The sequence below is a fragment of the Marivita sp. genome (assembly GCF_048006345.1).
Taxonomy (GTDB): Bacteria; Pseudomonadota; Alphaproteobacteria; order Rhodobacterales; family Rhodobacteraceae; genus Marivita.
In genome coordinates, this window is sequence record NZ_CP180351.1 from 3386061 (window position 1) to 3400605 (window position 14545).

Genomic DNA, 14545 nt, shown 5'->3' on the forward strand with positions numbered 1-14545 from the left:
GTATTCCTTTTGCGCGCAAAGACCGCTGTTTACATCACGACAAATTCTGCGTGCAGCGCACCGGCCGCCTTTATCGTTTTCAGGATGTCGATCAGATCGTTCGGCGTGATGCCAAGTGCGTTCAGTCCAGTGATCACGTCGGACAGTGTCGTGCTGCCCGGAACCTCGGCCAGGGACACGGCTGGCGCGTTTTCGATCTGTGCAGTCGACCGAGGGACCACGACCGTTTCGCCCTCTGCGAAAGGATTTGGCTGTACAACAATCGGTTCTTCCTGAACCGTGAGGGTCAGATTGCCCTTCGACACCGCCACGCGTGACACGCGTACGTTTTCACTGATCACGATGGTTCCTGATCGTTGATCGACGACAACTCGTGCCAAGGTGTCGGGTTCGATGCGCAGGTTCTCGATCTGGGCCAGAAGGTGGGACGGTGATCGCTGTCTGGAGCCGCCAAGGTCGACAGAAACCGTGCCCGAATCTGTCATCGTAGCTATGGGGGTTCCAGCCGCGACATTGATCGCGCGCTCGATCCGGTATGCCGTTGAAAAATCCGGGCTTTTCAACGCCACAGTCAAAGACTGCATCTGATTGAATTCGAAGGCGACTTCCCGTTCGACAATGGCACCCGACGGAATGCTTCCGGCTGTCGGGACCCCTTGAACGGTGCGTGCGGCGTCACCTTGGGCGGCAACCCCTCCGGCGATGATCGAACCCTGCGCGACCGCATAAATCTGTCCGTCTGCTGCGTTGAGCGGGGTCATGACAAGTGTCCCGCCACGGAGGCTCGACGCGTCGCCAATGGCGGATACGGTGACGTCGATCCGTCCCCCGGCGCGCGCAAAGGGCTGTAACTGACCTGTCACGATCACCGCAGCCACGTTCTTGGCGCGGAATTGTTCTCCGGTGACATTGACGCCAAGCCGTTCCAGAATGTTGGACATCATGTCTTCGGTGAAGGGTGAATTCCGCAGGCCGTCGCCGGTGCCGTCCAACCCGACGACGAGGCCGTAGCCGACAAGATCGTTGCCACGGACACCTTCAAAGCTGGCCAGGTCTTTCAGGCGCACGCCCTGCGCCATTGCCAATCCCGGAAGAAGGAAAATTGCGATTGCTGCGAGCAAACCTTTCATCGCAGATACTCCGCCAGGGACACCCGCCCTTGTCGGGCTGCGATGCGATAGAAGACTTCAAGCTGCTGCTGGGCCGCCTCGAAGTTGGACGCTGCTTCGAACTGGTCAATTCCGATCAATGACAGCCGGTCCAAGGCAATGCGGTCCAACTCGGTCGCAGTCGACAGGCGCGCGGTCTCGATCATGGCTTCGGTCAAGCCCAATCCGGCGCGCTCTTCCGTCAGGGTCCGATCCACGTCGAGCAGGGCTAAGCGTCCTTGCTCCACCAACGTTTTTTGTTCTTGGACGTCAAATCCAAGAGACGGGTCCGACGCGAGGGCCGCAAAGGAAAGAGCCTTGAGCAAGTCTCGAACCGTTTCACCGTCTGCGCGCAGGCCGAATGTCACCATGTCGTCGGGACCGATCGGCAATTGTGCAAACCCGGTGTCTGAGCCGGAATAGGCAAGCGACTCGAACGATCCACCGGGCGGGTCGAACCAGGCATCAAGGGCAGTCGTCACGTCCGACGGGCTGGCAGATCCCGTGACAGCAGACCGCAGCATTTGGAGGAATGACGCACCGTCCGGCAAAGGTGCAGAACGGCTTGCAGCGCCCGAGAACAGAAACCGGCCGGCGGCTTCGGTATTCAATGCATTGACCACATCGACCAGAGTTTTTGCGGCCGTGTCAGACAGTGTCTTGACCTCTGAAACCCGGTCCAACTGTCCGACCAGCGAAAGGCTGATCCCAAGTTCGGTGGTCTGGTCCTGAATCCGGCCAAGCACGCTTTGGGTTGCGTTCGCAAGTACCGATGCCTCGGCGATGCCGCGTTGATGTTGTTCAAGCAGCTGAGTTTTCCGATCAAGCAGAGAAACAGCCATCGGGGAGCCGCCAAGATGGCGCGCTTTGTCGCTGGCGAGGCCGGTTGTCGCCTCCTGTGCCGAAGTATCCGCGGTATTTCGCAGGCGGGTCTGAAACTGACTGGAGAGCATAAATGATGCAAGATCACCAATGGCGCGCATGATGTGTTCCTTCAAATTCTGAGAAGTTCTGAAAGCATGTCGTCCACGACCTGGACGACACGCGCATTGGCGGCATAGGATTTTTCAAGCTCGATCAGCTTTTGCAGTTCCTGATCCGTATTGACCCCGTCCGATGCCGCGGCGTCGCGGAGTTCGGTCAGTCGGGACAACGTTGCCACACGTGCCTCTTCCGATCCGACGCGCTGAGCGGCTGCCGTATTCGAAAGCTCCTGCAGATGATCGACAAGACTGCGCGGCGCAGAGCCCAAAACGGTGGAGCCGGGGACAGCGGCGAGGTTCAGTTGTGCCTTCATTCTTAACAGCAGGTCACTTTGACCGACATCGCCTTGAGCGGTAGCATTCAAGCCATCGCGCCATCGCCAGGGTTCGGAAGAACCCACCCAAAGAGCGGCGTTCAATGTGATGCGCCCGGCCAGTCCGGTCTCGTTCGCCACGTCGAAATTGAGACCGTTATCGGTGAAGATTCCGGGGTCAGTGACGCCGAGGGTCGTGTCCGGCCCACCCGGGCCGAGCCGTTCGATGGCATCCCTTGCAATCGCGTCGAGGCGTTTCTGCATCTGCGGCGCGCTGACATCCCTGAGGTTGAATTGCGCCTCAAGCGATCCGCCGTTCAACATCCCATTTCCGGGAATGTCGACAGGCTTACCGTTGATGGTCAGCCCTGACAGAAGGCCATTTTCAACGGTCATGTGTGGAAGGATGGTGGACGTTGGCGCAAAGCCGAACGTGATGGCCCGCTCGTCCAATAGCGTTCGCCCCTGCGCCGTGAACACGGCAATTTTCCCGCTATCGCGTTCGACGACATGAAGCGGGACAAATTCCGCAAGCGCGTCGAGCGTGGCATCGCGGCGATCCATCAGACCATGTGCGTCCTGACCAAGATGCCTCGCAGTCATGATCTGTGCGTTCAGTTGCTCCAACTGGGACAGCCCGCTGTTGAGACGATCGACGGTGTTCGCGATATCCGCATCCGCGCGGGTGCGTAACGCGTCAATCCCGGCGCTGGTGTCCCGCAACCCACCTGCAAATGCCTCCGCGGCGACTGAGATGTTGCGCAAACGCGTTTCCGAGGACGGGTCCGACGCAGCAGACAAAAGCGCCGTTTCAAATCGCGTCAGTTTTTCTGCGACAGACCCGATTGTGTCGACGCTGCCGATCAGTTGTTCGAGAGTGGCTTGGAAATCAGACTGTGCGCTCGCGGCGGAATGGTCTGCCAACACAAGCCGTTTCTGATAGGCCAATATCGGATCGGCATGGCGGGTCACATTGGCCACGATCACACCGCCGGACGTTTGCGTCGCATTGGTGGACAGTGATATGTCCCGCCTGCCATAGTTTTCGTTCAAGGCATTGGCGATGTTCGAAGAAATGACGGTTGTTCCACGTGCGTTGGCGACAAGACCGCTCATGGCGTTGGACAGGGCTCCGGAAAGGCTCATGGAAATATCCTTACGGCTTCATGGAATCAGCGTTTGATGTTGGTCGCTTCCTGCAGCATCTCGTCCACGGTCTGAATCACCTTGGCATTCGAGGAATAGGCGCGCTGGGTTCTGATCAATTCAGTCAGTTCATTGGCGATGTCGGTCGCGGATTCCTCGAGAGCGAAGGACAGGATATCGCCGGTAGATCCGTTACCTGCGTCCCAAAGGAAAAAACTGCCGCTTTCCGGTGTCGGCATATAAAGCTGGCTGCCTGCGGCGGCCATTCCGTTGGGGTTCGGGATGTCGACCAAAGGCACCTGATAGAGTGTCCGGGTGGTGCCCGTGTCGTAGAAGGCGTTCACAAGCCCGGTTTCATCCACTTCGACCGACGTCACCTTGCCGACAGGAGCGCCATCGCGGCTGATATTGAACGGCGCAAAGATATCGGAAAGTTGGGAAAGCCCTTCGTTCAGTCCGAGGCGGCCAATATTGATGTCGATCGGGCCGCTTGGCGCAGTGATCGTCAAAATACCTGTCGCGGCATCGTAGGGACCCCCGGTCACGTCCCCGACGCTCAGCAGCGTCCCCCCAAGGGTGCGGGCATCGTCGAATTCCAGATCGTATTGGCCGATGACGGTTGCCGGATCTGCGCCGTCAACGATTTCAAGGCTCCACTGGTTCGATGTGCCCGCGGTGGGAACAACCGGTGTAAAGGTGAATTCCAAAGTCTCGGCGCGACCAAGATTGTCGTAGTATTCGATCGACTGGGTCAGCGGGTCACCCAGCGCCCCAGCTTCGGTTTCGGTTGCGGGAAGGTTGATCCCCAATTCGATACGCGTGGTCGGTTCACCGCTGAACTGGTTGACGTTGATGCGCACGGGTTCAAGCGCTTCGCTGGTGGCGCGGGGATAGTTTGGAATGGTTCCGTCAAGGTTGGCGGGCCACCCCAAAAGGATCTGCCCAGAGGCGGTGCGCAGATACCCATTTGCATCGGTCCGGAAAGACCCGGTCGTGGTCAGGAACATCTGCGGCGTTTCCGAGCCCGACAGCACCTCAGTCGCTTGGGCGACCGGCAGGAAACCGCGCCCGCTGACCGCAAGATCGGTCGAATTCGAGGTTGTGGTGATCGCGCTGTCCTGATCGATATAGCGTTGGGTCGTGGTGCGCACCCCACCTGCCGTGTAGGTTCCGCCACCCGACGTCACGACCATGGAGTGAAAATTCGCCTCCACCCGTTTGTAACCGGGGGTCTGAGAATTGGCGATGTTGTCAGAAATGGTGGCCAGACGGGTTGCGTGCGACGCGAGGCCGACAACGCCTGCGCTGAGTGAGGAGGAAATCGACATGGAAACGCCTTTCTGGTGCGATGACTTGGGTTCGTCACAGCAGTAAGGCGTGGGGTTTAACGGGGACCTAACGGATAAAAGTTGACCTAATTTCCAGCGCCGCTCTCAGTATCTCAGGAAGATCAGCTCGATCCTGTTATTGCGTGCGGACATCAGGTTCTTGACCACTGGTTCGCGATCCCCATAGGCCGTCAGTCTGCGCACCCTTTCAGGGTCAAGCCCGAAACCGGTCAGTAGTTCGGAAAAAGCAAAGGCGCGGTCCGAGGACAAATCCCATGTCGGGTCTTCGATGCGAACAACCGGCACCTTCGCAACGTGACCTTCGATGGCGATCTCGTTGCTCAGCATCTTGCTCGCCTCGCGCACAGCATAGGCGATGGACCGTGTCAGCACCGTCGGTTCCGTTCCATTGATGAACAGGGGGTCATCTTCTGCATCGAAGAATTCGAGAACAAGTCCTTCTTCGGTGATGCGCGTGACGACATGGCGCAACCATTTGTCTTCCAGCATGCTTTCGCCGCCTAGACCCAAAAGAACGTCCTGAACCTCCTTGAAGGACGTATCCTGAGCTGTCTTTTCTGCGGAATCCGAGCCGTTACTGTCCGTTTGCTGCAAGGCATTCGCGCCCACACCCATGCGCGGCAAGACATCCGCTGCAAAGACGCTGTCCCCCATGAACAGACCGTCCGATCCACTGGACAATCGGCTGATGGGGGCAGTCGGACTGAAATAGTCCGCGATCCCCTTGCGCTGTTTTTCTGTTGTCGCATTCAACAGCCACATCAACATGAAAAAGGCCATCATCGCGGTGACAAAGTCGGCATAGGCGACTTTCCAGGCACCCCCATGATGCCCGCCAGCGACGATTATTTTCTTACGTTTGATGATGACTGGCGCGACATTTCTGTCGGTCGCCATACCCTACTCTCCTTACACCCGAGACGGGGTGTAACAGGTGGGTGTAAACCTCTGCTTAACGCCTAAAAATCGAGGTGTTTCCAAGTTCCGCAGTCAATGACCGAAGCGATGCGGGGAAAAGGGTGTCAGATTCAGGTTGCTGGGCTGGTCCGCGATCAGACCTGCAACAAGCCGCCCGGTTTTTGGACCGGCGGTCAGGCCGATATGCTGGTGTCCGAAGGCGGTAAAGACCCCGGTGTTCCTGACCTCGCCAATCAGCGGCAAACTGTCCGTCGTCGCAGGCCTGTGACCCATCCACGTCTCTTCACGGTCGAATGCGAGGTTCGGAAAGGCCTCTGCAATCTTGCGCCGAAGCAAGGCGAATGGTGCCTCAGACGGGCCCGCTTCCAGCCCACCCAGTTCGACGATCCCAGCACAGCGCAATCCCATCTGCATCGGTGTTGCAACAAATTTTCCGGACGTGATCATGCAGGGCTGGCGCGGTGCGCCGGACGGGTTGGTCATGACGATGTGGTAGCCTCGTTCACTTTCCAGCGGGATCTTCAAACCAAGCCGCGCCATCAAGGATTTGGACCACGCGCCAGAGGCGACCACGATGCTGTCGGCCTCCATCGGTCCTATGGATGTGATCAGCCGCGGGGCCGCATTCTCTTGGGTTTCGATGTCTTCGACAGTGGCTTTGACGACGCGACCACCCATCTGTTCGAACTCCCGTGCGAGTGCTGCAACATATCCACCGGGATTGGTGACGAACCCATGATCCTTGACAACGGCAAGACATGTGATCGAGGGGCCGAAACTTGGCTCGAACTCTTGAACGGCTGTGCCTTCGATCAGGGTGGGAATGAACCCATGTTCCCGGCGCAAGGCCCAAGCGTATTGGTCTTTCTCGAAGTCCGCGCGTGTACCATAGGCGTAGACGTAGTCGCTCTTGCAAAGAAACGCACGGGCCGCCAGACCTTCGGTCAGGGCGAAATGCTGGTCCACTGTATCGGTGGTCATGTCGGCAAGGTCAGATGCGATACGCCGCGCATCCCGGTCATTCGCGTGTTTGAGATAGCGGACCAGCCAAGGCGCGATACGTGGCAGATACGACCAGCGCAGAAACAGGGGCGACCCGGGATCCAGCACCATTTTCGGTGCCTTCGTGATCAGGCCCGGTGTCGTGACCGGCACCATCGAACCCGCTGCCAACAAGCCCGCATTGCCGAACGATGTGCCCTGCCCCGGCCCATCCCGGTCAACGATCGTGACGTCCTGTCCAAACCGCCGCAGCCAGATGGCGGTTGACACACCGACAATACCGGCACCGATCACAATGACATGTTTGGCCATAGAGGACATCCTGTTTGCGCCGGCGGGAGTCAAACGGCGTTATGGCAGGATGGCACGGACGAACGGTCTATTCCAGAGGATGCACCTTGGCAGGTCGCACCATACGACGCCTTGAATTCACGCCACCGCGAGACAGCTTGCGTGGTGTGGAGGACGTTGCGATGCGAAAGAGACTGAGCGGTGTCGGACTGGCGGTTGCGATGGGATCGGCAACCATGGCGGAGGCGGAAATCTACCACCGGGAAACCATTTCCGATTTCAGGGCCGTCAGCATCGCCTATGACGCTCTTGTCTGCGGGATTTGGGTCGCCAATGAAAGCAATGAAGTTGTTCTGCTGTCGACCTTCGGCAAGGAACTACGCCGTTTCGACACGGGCATGCGCTCAGTGCGCAGCCTGACGGTCGAGGAGGACGGCATCCTGATCGCCAGTGGCTGGGGCGAGTTTCGACGTCTGGACCGGGATGGGCGGCCAATCGACTCTCCCTTTCGGCTCAGCGAAACGCTCTACGATACCGAAGGTTTGCACCGCGACGCCGACGGAAGTTTTCTTGTGGTCGAGGATGATCCGTCACGGCTGATGCGGATTGCACCAGACGGCACTGTTCTGATGGAACTGTTCGGAGACAGATTTGACCCGCCGATGACAGAACCGCAGGGCGTCACGCGTGATCCCTATTCGGGTAACATACTTGTTGTGGACGACAATGAAGGTTTGAACAGCCTGTTTGAACTGGCCCCAGACGGGCGCGTTCTGTCGGTCACACCCTTGTCGCAATACGGGTTCGACGCGGAAGGGGTGGCGCTGCAACCAGAGACCGGAACGCTTTATGTCGGGTTCGACAGCGGACAGGCGCTGGCGATTTTCGACTGGATTCCAACGGAAATCACCATCGATACACCCTTGGAGCGCGGGCCCGATTGCGCCTATTCGTAATCGGGCCCGAGACGCGGTTTTACCGGCTTAGGCCGCTTCAGGAACGGCGGTCATCGGCGGTGTTTTTCCAAAGCGGATGTTGACCATCAAAAGACCGAACGTTGCGATTGCCCCAATGATGTTCAGGATCAGGGCGTCAGGCCACAAAGTCGCAAGCCCCGCCGCGAGGCAAAGCGCGCGCATGATCCAGCCAAGCGGCTTTTCCATACATCCCTGCAAAGCGCCCGCAAGGGCGTACACCCCGACAACGCCAAAGCAGAACACCTGGATCATCGCGGGCCAATCGCCGGACAGGAAAGGCGTGTAGGCGAAAAGCACCGGGATGATGTAGAGGCCCTTGGCCAGTTTCCAGCTGGCCACACCCGTGGCCATTGCGGGCGCTTTGGCAATCGCCGCAGCGGTGAACGCCGCCAGGGCCACGGGGGGCGTGACGTTGCTGTCCTGCGAGAGCCAGAAGATGATCATATGGGCCGACAAGAGTGCACTGGTCGCAACGGCAGGTGGCACCACCAAATCCCGCACAGGTGCCGCGATTTCCAGTGGCAGCGAGCGGATCAATCCAACCGCCTCGGCATGCGAAAGTTCTCGACTCAAGAGTTCGATCTGGTCCGGAATACCGAACATCAGCACCGCCTTCGCGGCCTCGGGCAGGGTACCGGCGGCAAGCTGCGCGATCACGAACTGGTCGCTGATCATGCCAGACAACGCCGGGGCCGATAGGGTGGCAAGCACGATATAGGCTGCCGTCACAGGCAGACCCATGCCAAGAACCAGACTGGCCAGCGCGATCAGGATCAAGGCGATCATGATATTCCCACCCGCCCAGCTGGTGATCATCAGGCTGAACGTGTTCCCAATCCCTGCGGTTGCGATGACGTTCACGACAAGTCCGACCGAACACAGCAGAACAGCCGTCAGAACCATGCCTTTCGACCCCATCACGAAGGCTTCGAACACCGCCTTCGGGCCCATGCGGTTCTTCGTGAGCCAGCTTGACGCGATCACGGCAAGGATACCGAACACCGCCGCATAGGTGGGGGTGAACCCGGCGACCAAGAGACCGATCAATGTGCAGATCGGGATGATGAAACTCGCGCCCCCTTCCTTGAAGGCCGACCCCAGGGTCTGCCCTTCGTCCGGAAGCGGCTGGAGATTGTTGCGACGCGCTTCGATGCGGACGAAGAACGCGACAGATAGAAAGTAAAGCAGCGCTGGCAAGGCCGCGACTGCAACGATCTTCTCGTAGGGAATCTGGGTAAAGCTGGCCATTACGAAGGCTCCGGCACCCATGATCGGGGGCATCAGCTGCCCACCCGTTGAGGCTGCCGCTTCGACACCGCCTGCGAATTTCGGCTGAAACCCTGCGCGTTTCATCAGCGGAATGGTGATCACACCTGTTGAGGCCGTGTTGGCCACGGCAGACCCGGAAATCGTGCCTGTCAGGCCAGACGCGATCACAGCCACGATGCCCGGTCCACCCACCAGTTTGCCCGCCACGGCGCGGGCCATATTGATCACGAATTCGCCCGCACCCGAGCGCAACAGGAATGCACCAAAGATGATAAACAGGAAAACATAGGTCGATGAGATCCGCGCGATGGTGCCGAACATGGCGTCATCGCCGTAGATCGACCTGAAGGCAACGGTTTCGGGACTTAGCCCGGGGAAAGAGAACACTCCCCCGACGAAGCGACCCCAATAGGCCACGTAGGTGAGCGACAGAATGATGAGGATCGGAATGATGATTCCGGCAACGCGCCGCGTCAGTTCAATCGCGCCGATGATACAAATGCTTGCCGCAATCCAATCCATGGTCGAGAACTTGACGCCCCGGTCATAGATCGCGGTTTCCGCCTGCGCGAGCCAGACCGCAGAGACCGCGACGGCAATCCCCAGCGCGAAATCCAGTCCCACGGGGGCCGCTTTGCCGGACGATCCGCGCCACATCGGATAGAGCAGCGCCGCCAACAACGCGAACCCGGCAAAGTGAAACGCATTGCGTTGCAGTTCGGACAGTACCGGATCAAACGCTACATAGATATGGCCAACCGCGATCAAGAAACAGATGACCGAAATCGTCTTTTCCGCAAGCCCGTCGAATGAACGGAGTCGACCTCCGTCCTCGTCTTCTTCAGTTTTTGACATGGTCCCACCCAAACGTCAGAGAACCAGCCCGCGTTTTGCACGGGCTGGCCGAATTGGTGTGGTTCACTTCGCGATCAGGCGCTCGGGAATATCCAAGCCGACTTCCTGATAATAACGCAGCGCACCGGGGTGCAGCGGCAGCGGCAGACCAGCAATCGCGCTTTCGATGCTCATCACCTTGGTTGCCGGGTGGATGGCCTGCAGGAAGGGCAGGTTCTCGTAGATCGCCTTGGTGATCTGGTAGACATGCTCTTCCGGGATATCCGCGTTGGTGGCCAGGAAGTTCGGTTGTGCGACGGTCTGCACATCCGTGTCCTGACCCGGATACGATCCGGCCGGAATGGTGTACGGGGTCCACAGACCACGATCCGAATCCGCCATTTTCATTTCTTCTTCGGTCAGGCTGAGCAGAGTGACGCTGTCACCTGCAGAGGCCATCAACTGGCTGATTGCACCAACCGGCACGCCGCCCGGAGCGCTAAGCCCCTTGACCTGACCGTTCTGGAGCGCTTCGGCAGACGGGCCATAGCCTCCGAAGACCAGCTCATAGTCTGTGTTGATGTCCACACCAAATCCCGACAGGATCATTTCATTGGACCCGATCGTGCCCGAGTTCTGGGCACCCATCGCCATGCCCTCACCCTTGAGCGCTACCATGTCCGCCAGTGTTCCGGTCGGTGCCACGTCAGAGGACAGGACGAAGTGTTCAACGTTCTGCCACAGCATCGAGACAGAGCGCAGGTTCTCCTGCGGACCAACCTCTGCAATCGGGCCAGTGCCCGTCGCGGCATAATACCCGAAAAGACCCTGAAGAATGCCGAACTGCGCTTCGTTTTCGCGCATAAGGCGGATGTTTTCACCCGACCCGGCCGAGCTGATCGCGGACATGCCGATCTTCTGGCTTGGCTCCAACTTGACCTTCACCAGCGTCGACAACGCGACGCCCACCGGATAGTAGGTGCCGCCCGTGGACGCAGTTGTCAGAACGTAGCTTCCACCTTCACTCTGCGCATGCGCCGCGACACCCGACAGAGAAATCGTCGCCGCAAGTGCGGCGGTCTTGAAGTAGTTCATGTAGTCCTCCCCATTATACGCACCTTAACAGCGCTGGAGCAGACCATACGCGCTTGAATCGATTTCGGATAGGAATCAATCCGCAGGTTAGCGACAACAGCCCTTGCGGAAATCCGCAGGGCTCAGTCCAGAAGCTTGGATTTCTCCAATCCGAGCTTCACGATCTTCTCATTCAGCGTCCGCCGCCCGATGCCCAGCGCTTCGGCCACCGCATCCATGCGGCCGCCATGGTTCGAGATTGCCTGCGAAATCAGCGTCTTCTCGAACCGCGCGACAGCCTCACGCAGGGTTGCCGGGACGTCGTCGATAAGATCGTCGGTGCGCAGCGCCTCGGCAACCGATCCGCCCCCGCGCCGTGCGGCAAGGACCCGTCGTTCAGCCACATGGCGCAATTCACGCACGTTGCCGGGCCAGCTATGGGCCAGGAGGGCCGCAGCGTCTTCCGCAGTCATCTCGATGGGGCTGATCTCGTAGGTCTCACAAAACTGTTCGACGAAATGTTCGTAGAGAAGAACAATGTCGTCACCACGCTCGATCAGCCTGGGCAGGCGCATTTCGAACGTATTGAGGCGGAACAGGAAATCCGCGCGAAATTTGCCGGCTTCGACCAGCGGTGCCAGATCTTCATTCGTGGCGGCCACGATACGCACATCTGTCTGAATCTCTTCATCGGTTCCGACGGGTTGGATCACCCCGGTTTCCAGCGCGCGCAGCAGCTTGATCTGCACCTCCAAGGGACAGGCCGCAACTTCGTCCAGAAACAAAGTGCCGCCATGCGCTTTGCGGAAACTTCCCAAAAGCGTGTGCGCCGTGCCGAACATCTGTTCTTCGACGCGGTCTGGTGCCAGCGAGGCGCAATTCAGCGCGACAAATTCCTTGTCGCGGCGCGGCCCTAACCGGTGCAGCGCGCGGGCGACCAGTTCCTTGCCTGTTCCCGTTTCGCCGGTGATCAGCACAGGGGCATCGGACAGGGCGAGGTCAATCGCCTCTTCCTTGAGCTTGGTCACACGCACATCACCACCCAGCAGCACGCGGTCCAATCCCGACAGGGACACCAATTGTTCCCGCATCCGTTTGGTCATGTCCGACAAGCGATGCTGTTCTGCCGCATGCTTGAGAACCGTCAACAGCCGTCGCGGTTCGAACGGCTTTTCCAGAAAGGAGTAAGCCCCGTTCTGGATGGCATCCACCGCCATCGGGATATCGCCATGTGCCGAAATCAGAACCAACGGCGGCGACGGTCGCTTCGACATTGCCTCGAGAAGTTCGAGCCCTGACATTCCAGGCATCCGCACATCCGACAGGACCACGTCAGGCGCAGTCGCCTGAAGCCGCGACAGCGCGGCTTCTGCGCTGCCCACGGATTCAACGGCCCAATCCGATCTCTCCAACAGAACTGCAAGCGACTGGCGCATCTCGGCGTCGTCATCGACGATCAAGGCACGAAACGGATCAGGCATCAGCGTTGTCAGGCTTGGGAAGGATGATCACAAAGACGGCCCCTTGATCCAGGTTGTTCTCCGCATTCAGCGTTCCGCCCATTTCGTTGATGATCTGGCCGGAAATGGCAAGACCAAGCCCCATACCCTTGCCCGAGGGTTTGGTGCTGAAGAAGGGCTTGCTTAGGTCCGCGATGTTCAGATCACCCAACCCGTGCCCATTGTCGGCAACGGTCAGAATAACGCTGCTGTCGCGCTCGTCCATGGAAAGGGTGACACGTCCGTCCACTTTGCCTTCGGTTGCGTCGATGCCGTTGCGCAGAAGATTGACGATCACCTGCTCAAAGCGTTCAGGTCGCCCCCGCACACGGATTGGATGGTCAGGCAGCATGACATTCAGTCGGATACCTGCCTCCCGCGCTGTATGCTGCACCAGTTGGACAGCGGCCTGTACAGTGTCCTGAACCGGGAACGTTGTTGGCACAGACGCCGAGGTCCGACCGAACAGCCGCAACTGGTCCACGATCCGCTGCATCCGGTCGACAAGACCCGAAAGCTGCGGCCAGAGCGCGTTGGGTTCAGAATTGGCGGCGATTTCCTCGGCCACGAGGTAGTTGCGCATCGCGGAAATCGGCTGTCCCAGTTCATGTGTGATCGATGCCGACAATTGTCCCAACGCGGCAAGCTGTTCCTTCTGCGCCAATTCGCTGCGCGCGGATTCAAGGTTTTTCTCGGCAATGCGCCGCTCTTCGATTTCGCGGGTCAATCGCTGACGGTCGGCATTGGAAATCGCCAGGGCATTTCGCAATTGCGCCGCACGGTAGACCGACGCGGCAACCGTCAAGAGCAGCAGTGTCATCAATCCACCCGCGACGTAGAGCAATGCCTGCCGCCGCGACTCGCGCACTTCGGACAAGAGGTGCAGCGACCAGTTCTCTTCCTCAAGATAGGCTTTGGTCCAGACATAGGCCGTCCCATCCAGCCGGGCACGACGTTCGCTTTCCGGTGTCCAGTCCAGTGGGAACAGGGTCTCACTGCCGAATTGCTGCTGCTCTTCCAGAGTGCGTCGATTGCCTTCCGACAAGGGCGACATGTAGCCATAAATCAGTTTGGGGTCGGAACTGGCCAACACGACACCCTGCTCATCCGCCACAAGCACCAGTTCGCCATTACCGGACATTGCGCGGCTCAGGTCGTTGAACCCGATCTTGACGGTGACCACACCCTGGATCGTTCCCTCCGCATCCCGCACCGGTTCCGCAATGAAATATCCGGGACGTCCCGTCGTGACGCCAACCGCATAGAACCGTCCCGCGCCCCCTGCGACGGCATCGCGGAAATACGGTCGGAAGGTGTAGTAGTTGCCAACAAGGCTGTCTGTATCGCGATAATTCGACGACGCCACCGTTTTGCCATTCAGGTCCAGAACGTAGATAAACTCTGCCCCGGCCCGCGATGCGATGTCCGCCAATATCGGATTCAACTCGTCGGTGTCTCCTGTCGTGAGTGCGTTCAAAGTGCTTTCGTCGATGGAAAGAACGTAGGGCAGATGCTCGAGCCGGGTCAGCGCGTCGTCGATGGACGAGGCAAAGAACTGCGCACGCTCGGGTGTCTGCGCCGCCTCGGTGCGCAAAAAATAGGATGCCAGAGCAAAGTAACTGGCTATCGCAACCGCGCACAGACCCAGCACAGCCGCGAAGACATAGAACGCCCGCTGCGGTGACGGGTCCCCTGTATATGTCGGCGATTTGGTCAGAGTATCTGGCATCCCCGGATCTAT

General features: G+C 59.0%; 11 protein-coding genes. 1 reads left to right on the forward strand and 10 read right to left on the reverse strand.

Translation table 11 applies throughout. The features are described from left to right. Positions 1 to 29: 29 nt before the first annotated feature. From ACMVPR_RS16550 to ACMVPR_RS16575, 6 genes are all read right to left on the reverse strand, one after another. Entirely contained in the window at positions 30 to 1130 is a 1101-nt protein-coding gene (locus ACMVPR_RS16550) for a flagellar basal body P-ring protein FlgI (protein ID WP_416883779.1), read from the reverse strand. Beyond that, on the reverse strand, positions 1127 to 1990 hold the full coding sequence (locus ACMVPR_RS16555; RefSeq protein WP_416883780.1) for a hypothetical protein: 864 nt from the start codon (positions 1988 to 1990) through the stop codon (positions 1127 to 1129). Before ACMVPR_RS16555 ends, ACMVPR_RS16550 begins: the two co-directional genes overlap by 4 nt. Before the next feature lie 152 nt (positions 1991 to 2142). Beyond that, a complete protein-coding gene (flgK, locus tag ACMVPR_RS16560; RefSeq protein WP_416883781.1) occupies positions 2143 to 3591 on the reverse strand; it encodes a flagellar hook-associated protein FlgK in 1449 nt (482 codons plus the stop codon). 26 nt (positions 3592 to 3617) lie between these two features. Next, positions 3618 to 4919 (reverse strand): flagellar hook protein FlgE, encoded by a 1302-nt coding sequence (locus tag ACMVPR_RS16565; protein WP_292264317.1) that lies wholly within the window; start codon positions 4917 to 4919, stop codon positions 3618 to 3620. Between the two features lie 105 nt (positions 4920 to 5024). Beyond that, complete coding sequence (locus ACMVPR_RS16570) at positions 5025 to 5837, reverse strand: flagellar motor protein MotB (protein WP_416883782.1); 813 nt, start codon at positions 5835 to 5837, stop codon at positions 5025 to 5027. Between the two features lie 93 nt (positions 5838 to 5930). Next, positions 5931 to 7181: an NAD(P)/FAD-dependent oxidoreductase gene (locus ACMVPR_RS16575; RefSeq protein ID WP_416883783.1), complete on the reverse strand. Its 1251-nt coding sequence runs from the start codon at positions 7179 to 7181 to the stop codon at positions 5931 to 5933. 152 nt (positions 7182 to 7333) lie between these two features. Here ACMVPR_RS16575 and ACMVPR_RS16580 point away from each other — a divergent pair, with 152 nt between their 5' ends. Next, complete coding sequence (locus ACMVPR_RS16580) at positions 7334 to 8107, forward strand: hypothetical protein (protein WP_300585190.1); 774 nt, start codon at positions 7334 to 7336, stop codon at positions 8105 to 8107. 27 nt (positions 8108 to 8134) lie between these two features. On the opposite strand, the gene ACMVPR_RS16585 is transcribed toward ACMVPR_RS16580, so the two are convergent. The 4 genes from ACMVPR_RS16585 to ACMVPR_RS16600 form a co-directional block, all read right to left on the reverse strand. Further along, positions 8135 to 10252 (reverse strand): TRAP transporter permease, encoded by a 2118-nt coding sequence (locus tag ACMVPR_RS16585; RefSeq protein WP_416883784.1) that lies wholly within the window; start codon positions 10250 to 10252, stop codon positions 8135 to 8137. Between the two features lie 63 nt (positions 10253 to 10315). Further along, positions 10316 to 11326 (reverse strand): TAXI family TRAP transporter solute-binding subunit, encoded by a 1011-nt coding sequence (locus ACMVPR_RS16590; RefSeq protein WP_300585192.1) that lies wholly within the window; start codon positions 11324 to 11326, stop codon positions 10316 to 10318. 122 nt (positions 11327 to 11448) lie between these two features. Further along, entirely contained in the window at positions 11449 to 12786 is a 1338-nt protein-coding gene (locus ACMVPR_RS16595; RefSeq protein WP_416883785.1) for a sigma-54-dependent transcriptional regulator, read from the reverse strand. Further along, positions 12779 to 14533, reverse strand: coding sequence for a sensor histidine kinase (locus ACMVPR_RS16600; RefSeq protein ID WP_416883786.1), 1755 nt, complete (start codon positions 14531 to 14533; stop codon positions 12779 to 12781). The genes ACMVPR_RS16595 and ACMVPR_RS16600 overlap by 8 nt, the downstream gene beginning before the upstream one ends. Positions 14534 to 14545 lie beyond the last annotated feature (12 nt).

Coding starts and splice junctions, on each gene's coding strand:
- ACMVPR_RS16550 (WP_416883779.1), bottom strand. CDS start 1,130: ATGAAAGGTTTGCTCGCAGCAATCGCAATTTTCCTTCTTCCGGGATTG.
- ACMVPR_RS16555 (WP_416883780.1), bottom strand. CDS start 1,990: ATGGCTGTTTCTCTGCTTGATCGGAAAACTCAGCTGCTTGAACAACAT.
- flgK (WP_416883781.1), bottom strand. CDS start 3,591: ATGAGCCTTTCCGGAGCCCTGTCCAACGCCATGAGCGGTCTTGTCGCC.
- ACMVPR_RS16565 (WP_292264317.1), bottom strand. CDS start 4,919: ATGTCGATTTCCTCCTCACTCAGCGCAGGCGTTGTCGGCCTCGCGTCG.
- ACMVPR_RS16570 (WP_416883782.1), bottom strand. CDS start 5,837: ATGGCGACCGACAGAAATGTCGCGCCAGTCATCATCAAACGTAAGAAA.
- ACMVPR_RS16575 (WP_416883783.1), bottom strand. CDS start 7,181: ATGTCCTCTATGGCCAAACATGTCATTGTGATCGGTGCCGGTATTGTC.
- ACMVPR_RS16580 (WP_300585190.1), top strand. CDS start 7,334: ATGCGAAAGAGACTGAGCGGTGTCGGACTGGCGGTTGCGATGGGATCG.
- ACMVPR_RS16585 (WP_416883784.1), bottom strand. CDS start 10,252: ATGTCAAAAACTGAAGAAGACGAGGACGGAGGTCGACTCCGTTCATTC.
- ACMVPR_RS16590 (WP_300585192.1), bottom strand. CDS start 11,326: ATGAACTACTTCAAGACCGCCGCACTTGCGGCGACGATTTCTCTGTCG.
- ACMVPR_RS16595 (WP_416883785.1), bottom strand. CDS start 12,786: ATGCCTGATCCGTTTCGTGCCTTGATCGTCGATGACGACGCCGAGATG.
- ACMVPR_RS16600 (WP_416883786.1), bottom strand. CDS start 14,533: ATGCCAGATACTCTGACCAAATCGCCGACATATACAGGGGACCCGTCA.